This window comes from Spirosoma oryzicola (genome assembly GCF_021233055.1).
In the GTDB taxonomy this organism is placed as follows: Bacteria; Bacteroidota; Bacteroidia; order Cytophagales; family Spirosomataceae; genus Spirosoma; species Spirosoma oryzicola.
The window spans coordinates 4,791,211-4,808,854 of sequence record NZ_CP089538.1; the positions used below are offsets into that span (position 1 = coordinate 4,791,211).

At 49.7% G+C, this 17,644-nt stretch carries 10 protein-coding genes; 9 read left to right on the forward strand and 1 reads right to left on the reverse strand.

What is annotated here, in order from left to right; genetic code table 11:
* Nucleotides 1–127 precede the first annotated feature (127 nt).
* Nucleotides 128–730, forward strand: coding sequence for an isochorismatase family protein (locus LQ777_RS20275; RefSeq protein WP_232559762.1), 603 nt, complete (start codon nucleotides 128–130; stop codon nucleotides 728–730).
* Nucleotides 731–870: 140 nt separating this feature from the next.
* A complete protein-coding gene (locus LQ777_RS20280; RefSeq protein WP_232559763.1) occupies nucleotides 871–1,428 on the forward strand; it encodes a DUF4136 domain-containing protein in 558 nt (185 codons plus the stop codon).
* A gap of 62 nt (nucleotides 1,429–1,490) precedes the next feature.
* Here the strand turns inward: LQ777_RS20280 and LQ777_RS20285 are convergent, their stop codons facing one another.
* A complete protein-coding gene (locus LQ777_RS20285) occupies nucleotides 1,491–2,345 on the reverse strand; it encodes an HNH endonuclease (protein WP_232559764.1) in 855 nt (284 codons plus the stop codon).
* Between the two features lie 217 nt (nucleotides 2,346–2,562).
* Between LQ777_RS20285 and LQ777_RS20290 the strand changes: the two genes are divergently transcribed.
* From LQ777_RS20290 to LQ777_RS20320, 7 genes are all read left to right on the forward strand, one after another.
* Nucleotides 2,563–4,032: an amidohydrolase gene (locus LQ777_RS20290; RefSeq protein WP_232559765.1), complete on the forward strand. Its 1,470-nt coding sequence runs from the start codon at nucleotides 2,563–2,565 to the stop codon at nucleotides 4,030–4,032.
* Nucleotides 4,033–4,192: 160 nt separating this feature from the next.
* Entirely contained in the window at nucleotides 4,193–5,980 is a 1,788-nt protein-coding gene (gene aspS, locus LQ777_RS20295; protein WP_232559766.1) for an aspartate--tRNA ligase, read from the forward strand.
* A 292-nt stretch (nucleotides 5,981–6,272) separates the two neighbouring features.
* Complete coding sequence (locus tag LQ777_RS20300; protein WP_232559767.1) at nucleotides 6,273–9,254, forward strand: sialate O-acetylesterase; 2,982 nt, start codon at nucleotides 6,273–6,275, stop codon at nucleotides 9,252–9,254.
* Nucleotides 9,255–9,385: 131 nt separating this feature from the next.
* Complete coding sequence (locus LQ777_RS20305; RefSeq protein WP_232559768.1) at nucleotides 9,386–14,662, forward strand: hypothetical protein; 5,277 nt, start codon at nucleotides 9,386–9,388, stop codon at nucleotides 14,660–14,662.
* A 127-nt stretch (nucleotides 14,663–14,789) separates the two neighbouring features.
* Nucleotides 14,790–15,926, forward strand: a complete 1,137-nt coding sequence (gene moeB, locus LQ777_RS20310) for a molybdopterin-synthase adenylyltransferase MoeB (RefSeq protein WP_232559769.1) — start codon at nucleotides 14,790–14,792, stop codon at nucleotides 15,924–15,926.
* Nucleotides 15,927–16,099: 173 nt separating this feature from the next.
* A complete protein-coding gene (gene panD / locus LQ777_RS20315) occupies nucleotides 16,100–16,453 on the forward strand; it encodes an aspartate 1-decarboxylase (protein WP_232559770.1) in 354 nt (117 codons plus the stop codon).
* Between the two features lie 120 nt (nucleotides 16,454–16,573).
* The gene (locus LQ777_RS20320) at nucleotides 16,574–17,620 is read left to right on the forward strand and encodes a lysylphosphatidylglycerol synthase transmembrane domain-containing protein (protein ID WP_232559771.1); all 1,047 of its coding nucleotides are present in this window, start codon (nucleotides 16,574–16,576) and stop codon (nucleotides 17,618–17,620) included.
* The last annotated feature ends 24 nt before the right edge of the window (nucleotides 17,621–17,644 follow it).

Sequence of the window (17,644 nt, forward strand, 5' to 3'; positions counted from 1 at the left end):
GACGGCTCTTTGTTTTTATAGCGAAACCAAAACTGTATCCCGGTCAAAACGAGTCGGGAAGAGCCAGCGGTTTCCTGAACACAACCAGTCAGGGTCGGGTTGAATTCGAAAAAACAGCTAACCTAGTATGCTTACGGCACTTGATAAACAAACCGCTCTCGTTCTAATCGATCTCCAGAAAGGCATCGTCAACGGTGATAAAGCGCATCCGACGCCAATGATCATTCATAATGCTTCCCGACTAAAAGCGGCTTTTCGTCAGGCGCAATTGCCGGTTGTAGTGGTTCACGTCGAACCGATTGGCGCACCAGCATCTCTCGTTCGTTCCGAAAAAAGCAATTTTCCTAAAGACGCTGCCGGACAGCAACAGGCGCTCGACACAATGCGGGCAGCAGGCTTTTTCGATATTGTGGAGCCAATCAAACCAGAACCCGATGACGTCCAGATCACGAAAGAAACCTGGGATGCCTTCTACAACACCTCTCTGCACGAAGAATTACAGAAACTAAACGTAACAGGTATCGTCTTGGCGGGAATCTCAACCAGCATTGGTGTGGAAGGAACGGCTCGTTCGGCAAATGAGCGTGGCTATAACCTTACTTTCGCCACCGACGCCATGACGGATACAGTGGCCGCTGCCCATCATAACAGCCTGACATACATTTTCCCCCGCATCGGCGAACTAGCGACCACCGACGAAATTATCGCCATGTTGCCCGACAGGACCTGACTATCATCTACGCACCATTGTCTAACGGACATGTCGATAAATTGCCAAACAACAACCTTTAAGAGCCTTTTAATAACCCATATTCGTTGCATTAGTTATTTATACGAAGGGTCATAATCCTAAAATAAAAGTCAACGCATATGAAACGGTTATTTTTTATCGCCCTGTTGGGACTGGCAACCAGTCTGACGCAGGCTCAAAATGTCACAGTAAACAGCGAAACCAAACCAAACACGGATTTTAGTCGCTACAAGTCTTATGTTTGGGCATCGCAGGTGGATAGCAAGCTCGATCCAGGCTATTATTTCCTAAACGACCTGGTTTTGAAGAAACAGATTCGGGAAGCCGTCGGCTTCGCTATGGATGGCCGGGGTTACAAATTCAATCGGCAGGCGCCCGATCTGATTGTTAACTTCCGAGTGTTCGACAAGCCAACAACAATAAAGGGCTACACAAGTGCAGGTTCAGACTATTTTAGTTCCAATGAAGTTCAGGCGCTGGGTGATGAGCAGGACATTAAAGTAGAAGCAGGTACCATTCTGATCAATCTTATTGATACAAAAACCGATCAGGCTGTTTGGCAGGGTCTGGCGTCGGGTTTAACGTCCAACAACGGCTTCGATCGTCAGCAAGGTAAAATCCGCGAAGCCATCAACCTGATATTTAACAAATACCCCTACCGAGCCGATAAATTCTAATTGGCCGTTCGTTCCAAAAAGTGCGTCGCTTCCCCGAAGCGACGCACTTTTTTTATGCTATACTACCCTTTAAACCTTGTTTTCATATGCCACTGAAAACATTCAATTTTAGGGTAATGTACTTCTCCAAACGGCAACCGCAGGGGTTGACCATGAAATTGCTTTAAATTGTAAGTGCTTTCTGTGTTGTCAGCCAGGGATGGGGACACGACCACCCGAAAGCCATCGTCTACACTGATCATACCCCGGTCAAAAGCCGTATGCAGGTTAGGGCATAAAGCGATCCCATTGGTTACCTTATCGTCACCGGAAATGCTAATTGGCACAATATGGCAGGCTTCGACCAAAGACGAACCATCTGTGGCAATCACTTTCATTCTTGAAATGGCACACGTAAAGTCATATACTTTTGGAATCAGTCTCTTAAACAAGCCGCCCCGTACGAACCGTATTTCTTCATCATCAACAACCGCCGACGGTGTGTATGATACTTCTTTTTCGTTTAACAGGTCGGCTTCCAGATCAAGAACATAGCTGTACTTTGTGTTTTTCACCCGCGTAAATTCGGCCTTGGTTTCGGCGAAGTACTGATCAAGTACTACCTTCTTCAAATAAAGACGAGCGGACTCGTTGTTTAGTAGTAGAAATAGATCGTCGGAGAAATACCCGTAACCCAACCGGTCGTTGAGCGTCTGAAAACTCCGAATATACGTATCTAAGCGTGGCCCTGCTTTCGTTTTAAGGAACCAGAACCCATCGTTCTGCAAGTAAAAAAGCGGCTGGGTGAAATCATCCTTGTGCGCTGTCTTGACCAGTAACGCAAAGTTTTCTTTAAACGTCGCCACCAGTTCAGGTGTGACTTTTACACAATTGTCGGTTAGGAAGCCTTTCTCGATTAACTCAAAAAGAGTAAGCAACAAAACGGGTTTATGGGGAGCCTTGCCGTAACGGGTACCGCCTTGTTTAAGTTTTTTGAGTCTTTGGCTGTATGAGGCTAATTGGGACTGATTAAGCACGGTAAACTCACTTCTGAATAGTAAGCGATAAAGATAACTGTATTTAGGTAAAATTGGCCACTTCCCCTTTTTGCCTTATTTTTATCGGCTTGTAACCCAATCATCAGAATACATACCTATGAAAACACAATTTCTCACAACGGCTTTATTGTTACCCTTCCTAGCGGTGGCACAACCAAAGCCCAAAAAAGCGGCTTCCTCAGCTGTCGATGCCGATAAGAAAACGGTCATTGCTGATCTGGATAAGCGATTCCCCGAATACGCCGGAATTTCCAAGCAGATCTGGGATTTTGCCGAGTTAGGGTATCAGGAAGAGAAAAGCGCTCAGTTGCTCGAAGAACAGTTGAAAAAAGAAGGGTTTGAGGTGCAGACAGGCGTAGCGGGTATCCCAACGGCTTTTGTGGCGACGTACGGTTCAGGCAAACCTGTCATCGGTATTTTGGGTGAGTACGATGCGCTGCCCGGTCTGGCGACGGAAGCGAAACCTGATTTTACACCCATCCAGGGACAGAAAGGCGGACATGGTTGCGGTCATAATTTGTTTGGAACGGCTTCCGTTGCGGCTGCTACCGAAATAAAGGATTGGCTAAAACGCTCGGGTCACTCGGGAACAATCAAAATTTACGGCTGCCCTGCCGAAGAAGGGGGTTCGGGTAAGGTTTACATGGTGCGTGAAGGCTTGTTCAAGGACGTTGATGTTGTGTTGCACTGGCATCCTGGCGCGCAGAATGCAGCCGACGCGAGTACGTCACTGGCGAATAAAAATGCCAAATTTCGCTTTAAGGGAATTGCGGCTCACGCAGCGGCCTCACCCGAACGGGGACGCTCGGCCCTAGATGGCGTCGAAGCCATGGACTATATGGTCAACATGATGCGTGAGCATATCCCATCCGACACGCGTATTCACTACGTCATCACGCGCGGTGGTGAAGCGCCCAACGTAGTTCCAGCTTTTGCCGAAGTTTATTATTACGCTCGTCACAAAGACCGCGACATCCTGCAAAGCGTTTGGAAACGCATTGAAAATGCCGCCGAAGGAGCCGCAAAAGGTACAGGTACGCAGGTTGAATGGGAAGTGCTGGGTGGCGTTTACAACCTATTGCCCAACGTTACACTGGCCGAAGTAATGCACCAGAACCTGCAAACTGTTGGTGGTGTCAACTACACGCCCGAAGAAATAGCGTTCGCGAACAAGATCAGTCAAACGTTCAACGGCCCAAAAATCCCCATCGAAAGCGCAGCCAACGTCAACGATTTTCGTACCGCATCCGAAACAACAACCAGCAGTGCATCAACCGATGTTGGCGATGTAAGCTGGGTAGTTCCTACCGTTGGTCTGTCAACCGCAACCTGGGTACCAGGTTCGTCGGCACACAGCTGGCAATCGACAGCCGCCAGTGGCATGAGTATCGGTCAGAAAGGTATGCTCGTAGCGGCAAAAACTATCGCACTAACGGCTCTCGACTTATACAAAACGCCTGCTCTCATCGAGAAAGCCCGTGCCGAATGGGTTCAGAAACGCGGGGCCGATTTTAAGTACGAAGCGTTACTTGGCAACAGAAAACCAGCGCTGGATTATCGGAAATAAAAGAGAAAGCACGAAAGAGTGAATGAGCGACTGTCCAGTTCCTGTAAAGTATATACCTTTGCGGCATTCTATTAAAAGAAAGGAACCGAATAGCTGATTCAGGACGTAGTTTCTGCCTGTTCATTCGCTCTTTCCTCTATCACTCTTTTGCTCATTAGAAATGCTTCGAACGCATACCTGCGGAGAACTCCGCCTTACTGACGTTAACAAGACGGTCGAACTGACTGGCTGGGTCCAGACCATTCGTGATAAGGGTGGTGTATTGTGGATTGACCTTCGCGACCGGTACGGTATTACGCAACTTCTGCTCGAAGACGGCCAGACAGCACCCGAACTCTTTGCAACTGCCCGCTCGCTGGGCCGCGAATTTGTCCTGAAAGCAACAGGAACGGTGATCGAACGGAAGTCGAAAAACCCGAATATACCAACGGGTGATATTGAAATTAAGGTGACGGCGCTGGACATTCTGAATGCAGCTAAGCTACCTCCTTTCCTCATCGAAGATGATACCGACGGTGGCGACGATCTGCGGATGAAGTACCGCTACCTTGATCTGCGTCGCAATCCGGTTCGCCGAAATCTTGAACTGCGTCATCGGATGGCCCAGCAGACGCGGCTTTACATGGACGGTCAAGACTTCATCGAAGTTGAAACACCGGTATTGATTAAGTCAACGCCCGAAGGAGCCCGCGATTTTGTGGTACCAAGTCGCATGAATCCGGGTGAGTTCTACGCGCTTCCGCAATCACCGCAGACGTTCAAGCAATTGTTGATGGTATCGGGTTTTGATCGGTACTACCAGATTGTGAAGTGTTTTCGCGATGAAGATTTACGCGCCGACCGTCAGCCTGAGTTTACGCAGATCGACTGTGAAATGTCGTTCGTAGAGCAGGAAGATATTCTGAACATGTTTGAAGGGCTGATTCGTCATCTGTTCAAAGCCGTTAAAGGTGTTGATCTGGCCGAAGTGCCCCGGATGACCTATGCCGATGCGATGCGCCTGTACGGTTCCGATAAGCCGGATACCCGTTTCGACATGCAGTTTACCGAACTGAAAGCGGTCCGGCGTCCCGGCACGTTTGACACCATCGACCTGACATCGGGCAAAGGATTCGGCGTATTCGACTCGGCAGAGTTGGTAGTAGGCATTAACGCACCGGGTTGTGCACACTACACCCGCAAACAACTCGACGAACTGACCGACTGGATCAAACGTCCCCAGGTTGGCGCAAAAGGATTGATCTACGTCCGCTACAACGAGGACGGTACGCTGAAATCGTCAGTTGACAAGTTTTATAGCGAAGACGATCTGAAAAAATGGGCGGTTCAGTTCAATGCCAAACCGGGTGATCTGATGCTGATTATTTCGGGTGATGCCAACAAAGCCCGTAAACAGCTGAACGAACTCCGTCTGGAAATGGGCAGTCGGCTCGGCCTGCGCGATCCAAACGTGTTTAGCAGCCTGTGGGTATTGGACTTCCCCCTGCTCGAATACGGCGAAGAAGAGCAGCGCTGGTTTGCCATGCACCACCCCTTCACGTCGCCCAAGCCAGAAGATATTTCGCTTCTGGACAGCGACCCAGGTGCGGTACGGGCCAACGCCTATGACCTCGTTATCAACGGAACCGAAGTCGGTGGTGGTTCCATTCGGATTTTCAACCGTGATTTGCAGGCTCGTATGTTTAGTCTGCTCGGCTTCTCAGATGAAGAAGCGAAAGCGCAGTTTGGCTTCCTGATGGATGCTTTCGAGTACGGTGCTCCTCCGCACGGCGGAATAGCCTTTGGATTCGACCGCCTGTGCTCGATCTTCGGCGGGGCTGATTCAATCCGCGACTTCATCGCTTTCCCGAAAAACAACTCGGGTCGCGACGTGATGATTGATTCACCGTCTACTATCAGTCAGGCTCAGCTTAATGAGCTAAAGATCGAAACGGTAGCAACAAAGTAATTCGCCCCAGGCGAAGCCAATACAAAGCGAAGGTGTGGTGCTGTGGTGCCGTCAGGTTTAAGAACTTGACGGCACCACAGCACCACACCTTCGCTTTTTGTATATTGGTATATATTTCTACTGATCCAACAGCACACTAGCAGCCGCTATCCGAATAGATTTTATTGTAGCTACCTATAAAGAGTACAACAAGTAAATTTTTAAGCAAATTTTGTATACTTAAATAAATGTCAAGCGGCTATATTCTATACTTGCCGTTTTTATTAGCATCCACCTAATACAACCTAATTATATGAACACATCTAGCCGGGCAATGGTATTGCTCCTTGTCTTACTGTACCCTACCCTTCTGACTGCTCAGCTTAGTGTTTCAAGTCCGGCTCCACGAATAGTTTATCAACGAAATAATGCAGAAGAAGCGACGATTATCGTTACGGGCTTGGCTCCATCAGCGGCTACGCACGTAGAAGCACGGTTTGTGCCAATGGCAATTGGTCAGGGACAGGTTACACGCTGGACAGCATTATCACTTCTGCCTTCGTCATCTACGTTTCGGGGATCCGTTGTTGTCAAGACGGGGCAGTACCGGTTGGATGTACGAGCATTTATGGGCAACACGCTATTGGCCGAAACCCACGTAAACCGGGTCGGCGTAGGCGAAGTGTTTGTGCTGGCAGGTCAGTCAAATGTGTATGGCGGGTTCCGACGCGTGCCTGGTTCCGAAGAAGACCGCGTTTCGTGTGTCGACTTCCGACAGGAAACGATTGACGAATATCTACTTCCATTCCGGTTTAGCAATGTTAGCTACGGCAGTAATATTGGCCCAAGCCAGCCTCCTCACTTGTGGAGCGTTCTGGGCGACAGGCTTGTTCGCTGGCTCAACGTACCCGTCATGTTTCTAGGGGCAGCATTAGGCGGCACGTCGAGCGAAGAATGGAAGCAGTCGGCTGCCGGGAACATCGGAAATACGCTTAACTCAGCCGTTTATCGACGGTTAGGTGTCGCCCTGCTGCATTATGTGTCCCGGACCGGAGCACGAGCCATTTTGTGGCATCAGGGCGAAAGCGATGATACAACCAATACGCAAACTTATTTCGACAACATTCACTACGTTATTACTAAAACGCGCCAGCAGACAGGCTTTAATCAACTGGCCTGGATGGTATCGCGGGCGAGTTACATAAACGGCAAAACAAACCCTGATGTCATTGCGGCTCAGAATCGACTTATCAACGAAGTACACGATGTTTTTGCCGGACCCGCCACGGATACGCTTACGGGTTCTGCCAATCGTCCCGATAATGTACACTTGCTTGGCGACGGTATGTACCGCTTCATTGATACGTGGATGCAGTGTCTTAACACCGATTTCTTTCAAAACAGTGTACCCTTTACGCCGACGGATGAATCGTCGCTGATTACCAGTGGATATACATTACCCTTAACCCGCCGTCCCGGTGAGACAATTCAGGCGTCTTCTCTTCGGTCGGATGCGCACGAGTTGGATAACCAGTACGTTGCACAAATCGTACGAGCCGACAACAATCAGGTTGTGTCTGAATCGGCACCCGGTACTACCAACCCACTGACGGTAACCTTACCTGCTGACTTGACTGATGGGTCATACCGAATCCGTACGAGGTCCACTCATCCAGTCACGGTTGGTACAGTCGGCGAAGCGTTTCAGGTAAGTCGATCAGCAGCCCCAACAACATCTCAAGCTACCATTCCGCTAGCTACCAGTGGCGGAACACCTGATCCCGCCATACAACGCCTGGCTTATCGGTATGAGATCTTCAGTCATGGTTTTTTTGCGATGATTCGCGCCGAAATTCCCGTTGAGGTCCGGCTTGAACGAATCGATGGCGGTAGTTTTAGTGATTCAGGCTGGTATTTGGTTCCACCCAGTAATCAGGCACCCGACTACACCGAATTTGCCGATTTCAATTACATCCGCAATTATCCCCCGGCCGCTGCCGGAGTGGGCGGGGTCGAGCCCGGAAGGTATCGTCTGTCAGTACGTCGCCAGGGCAGTTCAGGGGCTGGATTTTGGTACGATGTCAATTTCATTAATGGCAAGCAGATTCTCTACTACGCTATGGAACCCATTCCGCCGGTACCACCTGTTCTGGCAATGGAAGATATACCGACGACGCAACCTTGTTTATCCGGCTCATTTCCCGTATATGTTACGGTTACCGATGGATCTGTAAATAGTGGTAATACCTTTACCGTTCAGCTGTCCGATTCTATGGGTTCCTTCTACACAGTAACCAATATTGGCACAGGTAATACCAATCCTATCCAGGCTACATTGCCCGCTGGTTTGCCTGCTGGCAATACGTACCGAATCCGAGTGATAGCCAGCAACCCGACGGTAGCCAGTGCTCCTAGTCTACCGCTGCAAATCTGCCCCGATATGGCCGACTTATCGTTGGCCATGCAGGTAGATAACCGAACGCCAGCCGTCGGGCAAATCGTCTCGCTAACAGTGTCGCTCACGAATGCCGGGCCAAACGATGCTACCGGTGTGCAGGCGAAAAGCCTTCTTCCCGATTTCGTTACCTTCGTCGATTCGCAGAACCCAGCGGTAAGTTCAGTAGACAATACCGTAACGGTCGCAGCGGGTACTATTCTTACCGGTTCAACCATACCGTATACGTTTCGTATAAAAGCCAACCAACCCGGCACGTTTGTAACGGCAGCTCAGATTAGTAGTAGCTCGGTAACAGACCCGGATAGCCAGCCTGATTCAGGTACCGGTGACGGACAAGACGATGCAGCTTATGTAGATCTACGCACCGCCAACGCCAATGGTCCTCTGATTACATCGCCTAATCCCAACCAAACACCCTTACCAACTGTCCTGTCCAACCAGCCCTCAACCGATCCAAACAAAGCCGATTTGAGCCTCGACTTACAAGTCAGTCGGCTGGTGGTAACCACTAATGAATCAATTAATCTTACCGTAACCCTTAATAACCAGGGAGGACTAGCGGCCAGTGACGTTGCGATTCAGTTACTACTGCCCAATGGATGGCAACTGACCGATTCAAACGGGTTCCTCGTCAACGGTCAGACGGTTACCGCCGTGGTAGGTTCAGTGGCTATCAATTCGTATGCGACGGTTTCCTTACCTGTACGGATTAGTAGCTCAGGGACGGTGTCGGCTCAGGTTTCGAGTGTTTCCCAGCCGGACCCTGATTCGACACCAGGCAACGGCTATAGCAACGGGGAGGACGACGAAGCCAGTATTAGCGTGCGGACGAAATAGGTAAATTACCGGAACGGCAAAAGCGCTGTAAATCATTACAAATTACAATCCCTAATCCGATTGCATATGTAACAACAGCACCTTAACTTGCCGAGTAATTTATCACCTTTTTTACCGTAACGTACTACTCTATGCCCCTTTTTACTTGCCGCCAGTTGCTGGCTGGAGTGCTTTTCCTTTGCTTAAATAGTGTCCATACTACTCTTTCTGCACAGTCTACCAATCCTCCCTCTACGACTGCAATTCAGCGCGACGCAATTCAGCGCGACACGCTCCGTGAGCTTCTCGAAGAAGAGCAGAAGCGGATTATAGATCCCGGACTGGGACGCGTACCCTACGAGCGACTTAGTGCCGTACAGACGCAGCTTGCCAAGCAGGAGCCCAACGCTGTAACCAATGGAATTCCCGGTGTAACCTGGCAGGAGCGCGGCCCCAGCAACGCAGGTGGTCGTACACGCGCTTTTCTGTTCGACCCGAACGATCCAGCCCGCAAGAAGGTATGGGCAGGAAGTATCAGAGGAGGTCTGTGGTTCAACTCTGACATTACGGATGCGAATGCGTCGTGGACTCCCGTTAGCGACGACTGGTCGAACCTCTTCGTCTCGGCGCTGGCCGCTGACCCGTCAAACCCGCAGGTGATGTACGCGGGCACGGGGGATGGCTACGACTATCAATCCGGTGGTGGTATCTGGAAAACAACAAACGGCGGACAATCCTGGACCCTGTTGAGCAATACCATTCCGGGCGGTTCGTCGCTAAGTTCAGCGTTTTATTACATCAATCGGATTGTGGTCAATCGCTCAGGACACGTATTTGTGGCAACTCAATACGGCCTAGTTAAGTCAACGGACGGTGGAAACAGTTGGAATTACACGCTGGCCCCATCCAAAAACATTGGAGCACCCGGTTCGTCTACGGATTCGTATTATGATCGGGTGACGGACCTGGAAATTGGGAGCGACGGAACTCTCTACGCAGCCTTTTACCCAACTAAGCTGTACAAATCAACGGGCGACGCCACCTGGACGGATATTACCCCAGCAGGGTCACCCACTGGAGAACGCACCGAACTGGCCTTAGCACCTTCCACTAGTGGCGCCGGGCAGGTCATTTACGCCGTAACCCGCAAATACAACGCAACCAATTATTCGCAGGACATCCTCTGGTTTAAGAAAAGCACCAATGCCGGATCAACCTGGAGCGACTTGACCATCCCAGTCTACGGCACCAGCCCTTATATCAATCATTTTACCGAGGGCAATGGCTATTATTCAATGAGCCTGGGGGTTAGTCCAACCGATCCTAATATCGTCTACGCCGGAGGAATGTACTGGTTTCGATCAACAAACGGAGGTACTAGCTGGAGCCGGATTTCCTACAATTATTCCTACCAACATGGATTTGCTTTTCAGTCCGATCAAAGTGGCAATTACATGGCTGCTGTGTTCAGTGATGGTGGGGTTTTTCTGTCAACCGACTGGGGAAATACAGCGATTGCACAGTCTACAACAACTAGTAGAAATACAGGGTATCGGGCAGGAGAAACCAATTCCGTTTCTATGCGAAATAGTCCCGCCAGTGCTTACCTGCTCAATACAACTCACCCGCTGGGTGGTAACCAGATAACACAGGCAGATCTAGCACCCGGAGTCACATTTTTCACATCGGGCAGTCCATTCGGTATAACCTTTATCGACGAAGACGAACCCAGCCTCCAGATTCACTCGTACTACAATAATTTTTACGCATACGTTAATTCAAGCTGGCAGTATCTGTTTAATGCGAGTAATACCCCAGCTATGGCCTCTGCCGATTATGATAGTCCTGCCAACACGTTATATTCAGTTGATTATAACAATAGCGTTTACAGGATTCGCAGAAGCGCTGGCATCGGATCGACTGTTTCAACGACCTACTTGCCCCTCACTGGCGTTACCAATTACCCTTCTTTTGTAAAGCTTAGCCGGGACCGAACAGCGCTTTTCGTGGGAGCTTATCCGGGCAAATTGTACCGGATAACAGGACTCGATCAGTCCTCTCCAACGCTGACCGCCATTGACAACAACATATTCCCGCAGTACAGCACCATATCCAGCATCGATGTTGGTACCACCCCCAACGAACTAATCGTAACATTGTCCAACTACGGTGCCCGGTCGGTTTGGTACACCAACGACGGTGGTTCTACCTGGATTAGCAAGGATGAAGTATTTCACGGATTACCCGACATACCCGTTCGAAGTGTGTTGTTCAACCCCAAGAATTATAAACAGGTGTTGTTGGGAACAGAAGTAGGCATCTGGTCTAGTAGCGACATTACGGCCAGTAACCCAAACTGGTCGTTTTCGAACGCAGGATTAGGCAATGTACGCGTTAACCAGCTGCGCTACCGGGCTGCGGATGGGCGGGTAACAGCCGCTACCAACGGACGAGGCATCTTCACGTCCGATATATTCGCGATTCCGTACACGGTACCGACTGTTGCCTTGACGGACGTATCAAAAGCCGCTCTTTGCGCAGGAAATACGTTCACGGTCTCTTTTTCAACCAGCGGACCGGCTTTCCCATCAACCAATCGGTTCGAAGTCTGGCTATCGGACGCGAACGGCAACTTTACCAATGCCCAACGAATTGGAACTGGTACCGCCAGTCCTGTTTCAGCTACTCTGGCAAGCGGCTACAGCGCTTTACCCTACGGGACTAATTACCGCGTAAAGGTAATAGCCACGAATCCTGACGTAGAAAGCGGACAAAGTGACGCAATAGCTATTGGTAATCTGAGTAGTGCTTATGTGTACGACCGCCGTTCGGAAGCGGGACAAAATAATACAGCTGGCACTATCTGTTCTGGCAGCCGGACTACATTACGAGCCTTTAGTCTTGCAACAAACAACACGTATACACTAGGAGAAAATTACAGTTGGGTGTTAAATAACATACCTATTAACAATGTTTCTTCTGCTACGCTTTCAGTTCAGCAGGCAGGCATATACACCGTAATTGTAAAACAGGCAGGCTGTGTTATAACAAGCAGCACTTACAATCTTACTACCTCTACTGATATTTATACCAATGTAATCTCAGCATCCAGTAACGAACCTCAGTGCGACGATCATCCTTTAAAGCTCCAAGCTAATTACATAGGAGAAACAGCTGTTTACCAGTGGACACGTGATGGTGTCGATATCAGTGGTGCCACTAGTTACACATTTAATGCCAATCAGACAGGAGGATATGCTCATCGAATAACGGACAATGGCTGTACCGCTTCGGCGAACTCCTCATACTTCAAATTTGGACGGTCTCTTTATGCCTCTGCTTATTTAGGCTTCGGTTATGACTCCTTATTTTGTGCCAGTTCGCCTTTTTCCAAAGTTATTAACGCTGCATTACCATTGACAAATGATTACTCGATCCAATGGTATCGTAATGGTGTTCCGCTTACTGATGGTGATGCAACTAAAGAGCGTTATTACGCATATCAGCCAGGAGAATACAATTTTCTATTAAAACAAGGTAGTTGCCAAACATATAGCAATTCTGTAATCCTTAGTTTAACTGATCAAATAGTCGCCAGAATTGAAAACAATGGTATTAAAAGTGCCTGCATAGGTTCAGAAATTTATTTACAGGCACAACCAGGTAACGCTGGTAAGTTCCAATGGCAAAAAGACGGGATAGATATACAGGGCGCGGTCAACAATTACTTTCAAGCTGGGCAGTCTGGAAATTATACGGTTCGTATAACAATGGGCCTATGTTCTGCTATATCAGCTCCAATATCGTTAACTATCGGTAATGTGATAGAACCAGTAATTTCTTATTCATCTCCTTTTGGAGCCTCATGCTCTGGAGCCTCAATATCAGTCAATTATTATACATCCACAAACACCTATAAATATCAGTGGTTTAGAAACGGGGCTACGCTAAACGGGGCTACAAATTCTTATTTGTTCGCTTCTCAGCTTGGTGCCTATTCTATAAAAGTCACAAGTGGTGATTGTTCTGGAACATCGAAAGAATTGTATGTTGATTTTAGTGATGGAAAAACAGCTAGACCAATTATTTCTACACCTGAATCAAAGAAGCAATTATGTTCTAACAATAGCGCCCTACTAACATCGACATACTCAGGTGGCAACTGGCAATGGAAACTCAATGGTGCGGCTATTGTTGGGGCAACAAACTATCAACTCTATGCTACTTCACCGGGAGTATATTCTGTTATGAGCCGAGTAGGATCATGCCAGACGGAGTCGGACCCTATCGACGTTAAGATTGGTGAGCCGACAACGGCAACGCTGAGTGGGAATGCCCTGGTAAGCGCTGGACAAGCTGCTCTGCTGCCCGTAGCGTTTACCGGTCCCGCACCGTGGTCCTTCACGCTTACCAATGGGCAGTCGGTAGCGTCTACCTACCAGAATCCGTATCTTGTTCCGGTTACGCCAGGCAATACAACGACCTTTCAACTGGCCTCAGTGGCCAATACCTGCGGTACGGGTTCGACAGCGGGGCAGGCTACCGTAACGGTTGGTTCGGGTAGTGCCGATGTGTCGCTTGCCATGACGGCCAGCACCCGAACGCCAAACGTAGGCGATGTGGTTACCTACACCTTAACGGCCATCAACGCAGGTCCGCAAGATGCCGTTGGCGTTCAGTTGAGTAGCCGACTACCAGCGGGTCTTGATTTTGTAAGTGCAATAACGCCAGGCGTAACGTTTGCCAACGGAATCGTCTCGGCCAATGTCGGTACTATTACCGCTGACAATACGACCAGCATCAGCTTCCAGGCTAAGCCCACGCAATCGGGTACGTTCGCAACGGCGGCTCAACTGTCGGCGAGTCAGACACCAGACCCGGATAGTCAGCCTAACTCCGGTACGGGCGACGGCCAGGATGATGCCGTGACGGTTGACGTACGTACGCCGAACAATGGTAACGCATTTACGGCTTCCGCAAACCCTGATCAGGCTACGCTCCCGCCGGTAGTAAGCAATCAGCCCCAACCCGACGCGTTAACCGCTGACCTTAGCCTGACTATGGCAGCCGACCGGGTTATCGTCAGGCCAGCCCAAACGGAAACGGTTACCGCTACCCTCAAGGTCAGCAACCGGGGTGGTGCTACCGTACCGAGTGCCGTGATTCTTATTAGTATTCCAAACGGTTCTGTCAATTTCGCTAACAATCCGGCTTTTACGCAGGTAGACAGCCAGACCTACAAGGTTTATGTTAGTCAACTGACTGCGGGACAGTCGTCAACGCTAACCATCCGTTGGCAACCCACGGGAGCAGGTGCTTTGAAAGCGCAAATCGCTGACGCATCCCCATCGGACCCCGATTCGACACCGGGCAACGGCTACAACAACGGCGAGGACGATGAAGCCAGTATTAGTGTGCGGGAATATTAAAGACCGCTTTTTCAGACAGGAGCGCGTTCACTAAATAGATTCGCTTTTTTTAAAATCAGCGCAATTTTAGCGAACTGAAATCTGTTGAAATAAAGCAATCGAATTTGGTTTGCTTAGCTTTGACACCATGGAAGCAACAACGTTAGTACCTGCCGAAAAACAACGCTATCAGAAGCACCTGAATCTGCCAGAAATTGGCGCGGCTGGTCAGCTTCGACTCAAGAATACCCGTGTACTGGTAGTTGGTGCAGGCGGCTTAGGTTGCCCGGTACTGCTTTACTTAACGGCGGCTGGTGTTGGTACCATCGGTGTGATTGATCCTGATGTAGTAGACCTAAGCAACCTTCAACGGCAGGTGCTGTACACAACCGATGAAGTCGGCAAACCGAAAGCAAAAATCGCGGTCAACCACCTGAATCGGCTCAACCCCGACATTACGTTCGATACGTACACGATGGCGCTTGACGGTAGCAATGCTCGCGGCATCATCGAGTCATACGACATCATTGTTGACTGTACGGATAATTTCAAAGTTCGGTATCTGGTCAACGATGTCTGCGTCACGCTCGGCAAACCATTTGTGTACGGGGCCATTCACCGGTTTGAAGGCCAGGTAGCCGTACTCAATGCCGACTTGGGCAATGGTCAACGGGGTCCAACGTACCGATGCCTGTTTCCCGAATACCCGAATGATATCGAGATTCCGAATTGCAATGACACAGGTGTTTTGGGCGTTTTGCCCGGTGTCATTGGTACTTACCAAGCGAACGAAGTCATTAAGCTGATCACGGGTATCGGCCAGAGCCTGACCGAGCACCTGCTGATGGTCGATCTGTTGACGATGAATCAGCAACGCATCAAAACAAAACGGCGGGCCGATGCGGATGAGCTGGCCCGGCAGGGTTTATCAAATACCAACCGACCGGCTCCTGCTGCATCGGGACCGCTAAAAATGTCGGTTCAGGAACTGGCAGACCGGCTGGCGCTTGGCGAAGACATTTTTCTGCTGGACGTTCGGGAGCGACCTGAATATGACCTTTGCCACCTGGAAGGATCGGTGCTGATTCCGGTCGGTATGATTCCCAATAATCGCAAGCGTATTCCGACAGACAAACCGGTAGTTGTTTATTGCCATCATGGTATCCGTTCGGCCAATGTCATTAATTATCTGTACGCGCAGGGCGGATTGACCAATTTATACAATCTGGACGGCGGAATTAATGCCTGGGCGCGCGATATCGAACCCGAGATGGCTATTTATTGATTTTCTTTTCTGTACATGAATTACCAGAAGCGCCGTAGCACTAAGCTATGGCGCTTTTGCTTACCTAATGGTCAACTAAATGACGTGGAACCAACCCCTTGGTACGGCTGTTTTGGGGGTGCCGTAGGTAAGCGTCAGTACTTGCCGCCCCAAACGGCAATCACCGATCAACTATGTTTGTCAACGTATTAAAGTCTAAGCTTCACCGAGTCAAAGTCACGCAGGCGGAGTTGAATTATGTTGGCAGTATCACCATTGATGAAGACCTGATGGATGCTGCCGGATTGTTTGAGAATGAGCAGGTACACATTGTTAACAACAACAACGGGGAACGGCTCATTACTTATGTCATCAAAGGCGAACGCGGTTCGGGCATCATCTGTCTGAACGGAGCCGCAGCCCGCCGGGCACAAGTCGGCGATATCATTATTATCATCGCTTATGCGATGATGACCCCCGAAGAAGCTAAGGCTTATAAACCAACCGTTGTATTTCCGGACGATAATAACCGGTTGGTAAAAGCTTAATCCTTTTGTCAGCGAGCACTCCATTCTCACGAAACTCCGTTACTTTGTGACGGAGTTTTTTATGTAACGTGGCCCAGCGTCGGACCTTTAACCGTCAGGAAGCCGCTTTATCCACCGATTATGAACGTTAAGAACGTCCTTAAATACGTTATCTCATTAGCCATCGCCGGCGGTTTACTTTGGTTTACGTTTCAGCAAAGCCACCTCGACGGGGCTGATTTATGGCGTAAAATAAGTTCGGCCGATTACCGATGGATTGCGGTTTCGGCAGTTCTCACGATTGTTGCGCACTGGAGCCGCGCCGAACGCTGGCGGACCCTTCTCGAACCTGTTGTTCCGCAACGCCCTACCTCGCTCGACGCTACAGTTAGTGTCCTTACGGGTTATTTGGCCAACCTGGCTCTCCCGCGCGCCGGTGAAGTAGCCCGCTGTGGTACGCTTTATCGCCTTTCGGGTGTACCCGTCAACGTTAGCTTCGGAACGGTAGTTGCCGAACGGCTATTCGACGTGCTGATGTTGTTTCTACTACTAGCGGCTACCTTCGTACTCGAATTTGATCGCCTGAGCCAGTTCTTCATGGAATTCTTTGGGGGAAAACTTCCGAAAGAATCCAGCGGTTCGAGTTTGCTGGTGCTTGCCGGAGCCGTTTTGCTAGGGATCGCTTTACTAGCCTGGTTTCTCTTCAACCGCTACCGCGAAGCCTTAGGACGTCATCCGCTCTACCTGAAAGTTAGTGGCTTCCTGGCGGGCTTATTAGAAGGCTTGCTGAGCGTTCGTAAACTTCGTCGGCCCGGTGTGTTTTTGTTCCACACGCTGCTCATCTGGACGATGTACTACCTGATGTCCTACACGCTCTTTTTTGCGATGCCCGCCACCGCCGGTCTTGGCCCGCTGGCCGGATTGACCATTCTGGTCGTCGGGTCGCTGGGGATGGCTGCTCCAACGCCTGGCGGCATCGGCTCCTTTCACTTACTGGTCGGACAGGTGGCGCTTCTGTATGGGCTGACCAGTCAGGACGGACAAGTGCTGGCTACCTTTATTCATGGCGTATCGACGTTGATGATTATTGTTCTCGGCATATCCAGCCTATTAGTTGTGCTGTTCCGCCGGAACAAAACGACGGAGCTTGCCGACGTACTTGATGATCCGAAAGCGATCAAACTGTAGACGCCTATTTGTACATACTTTTTT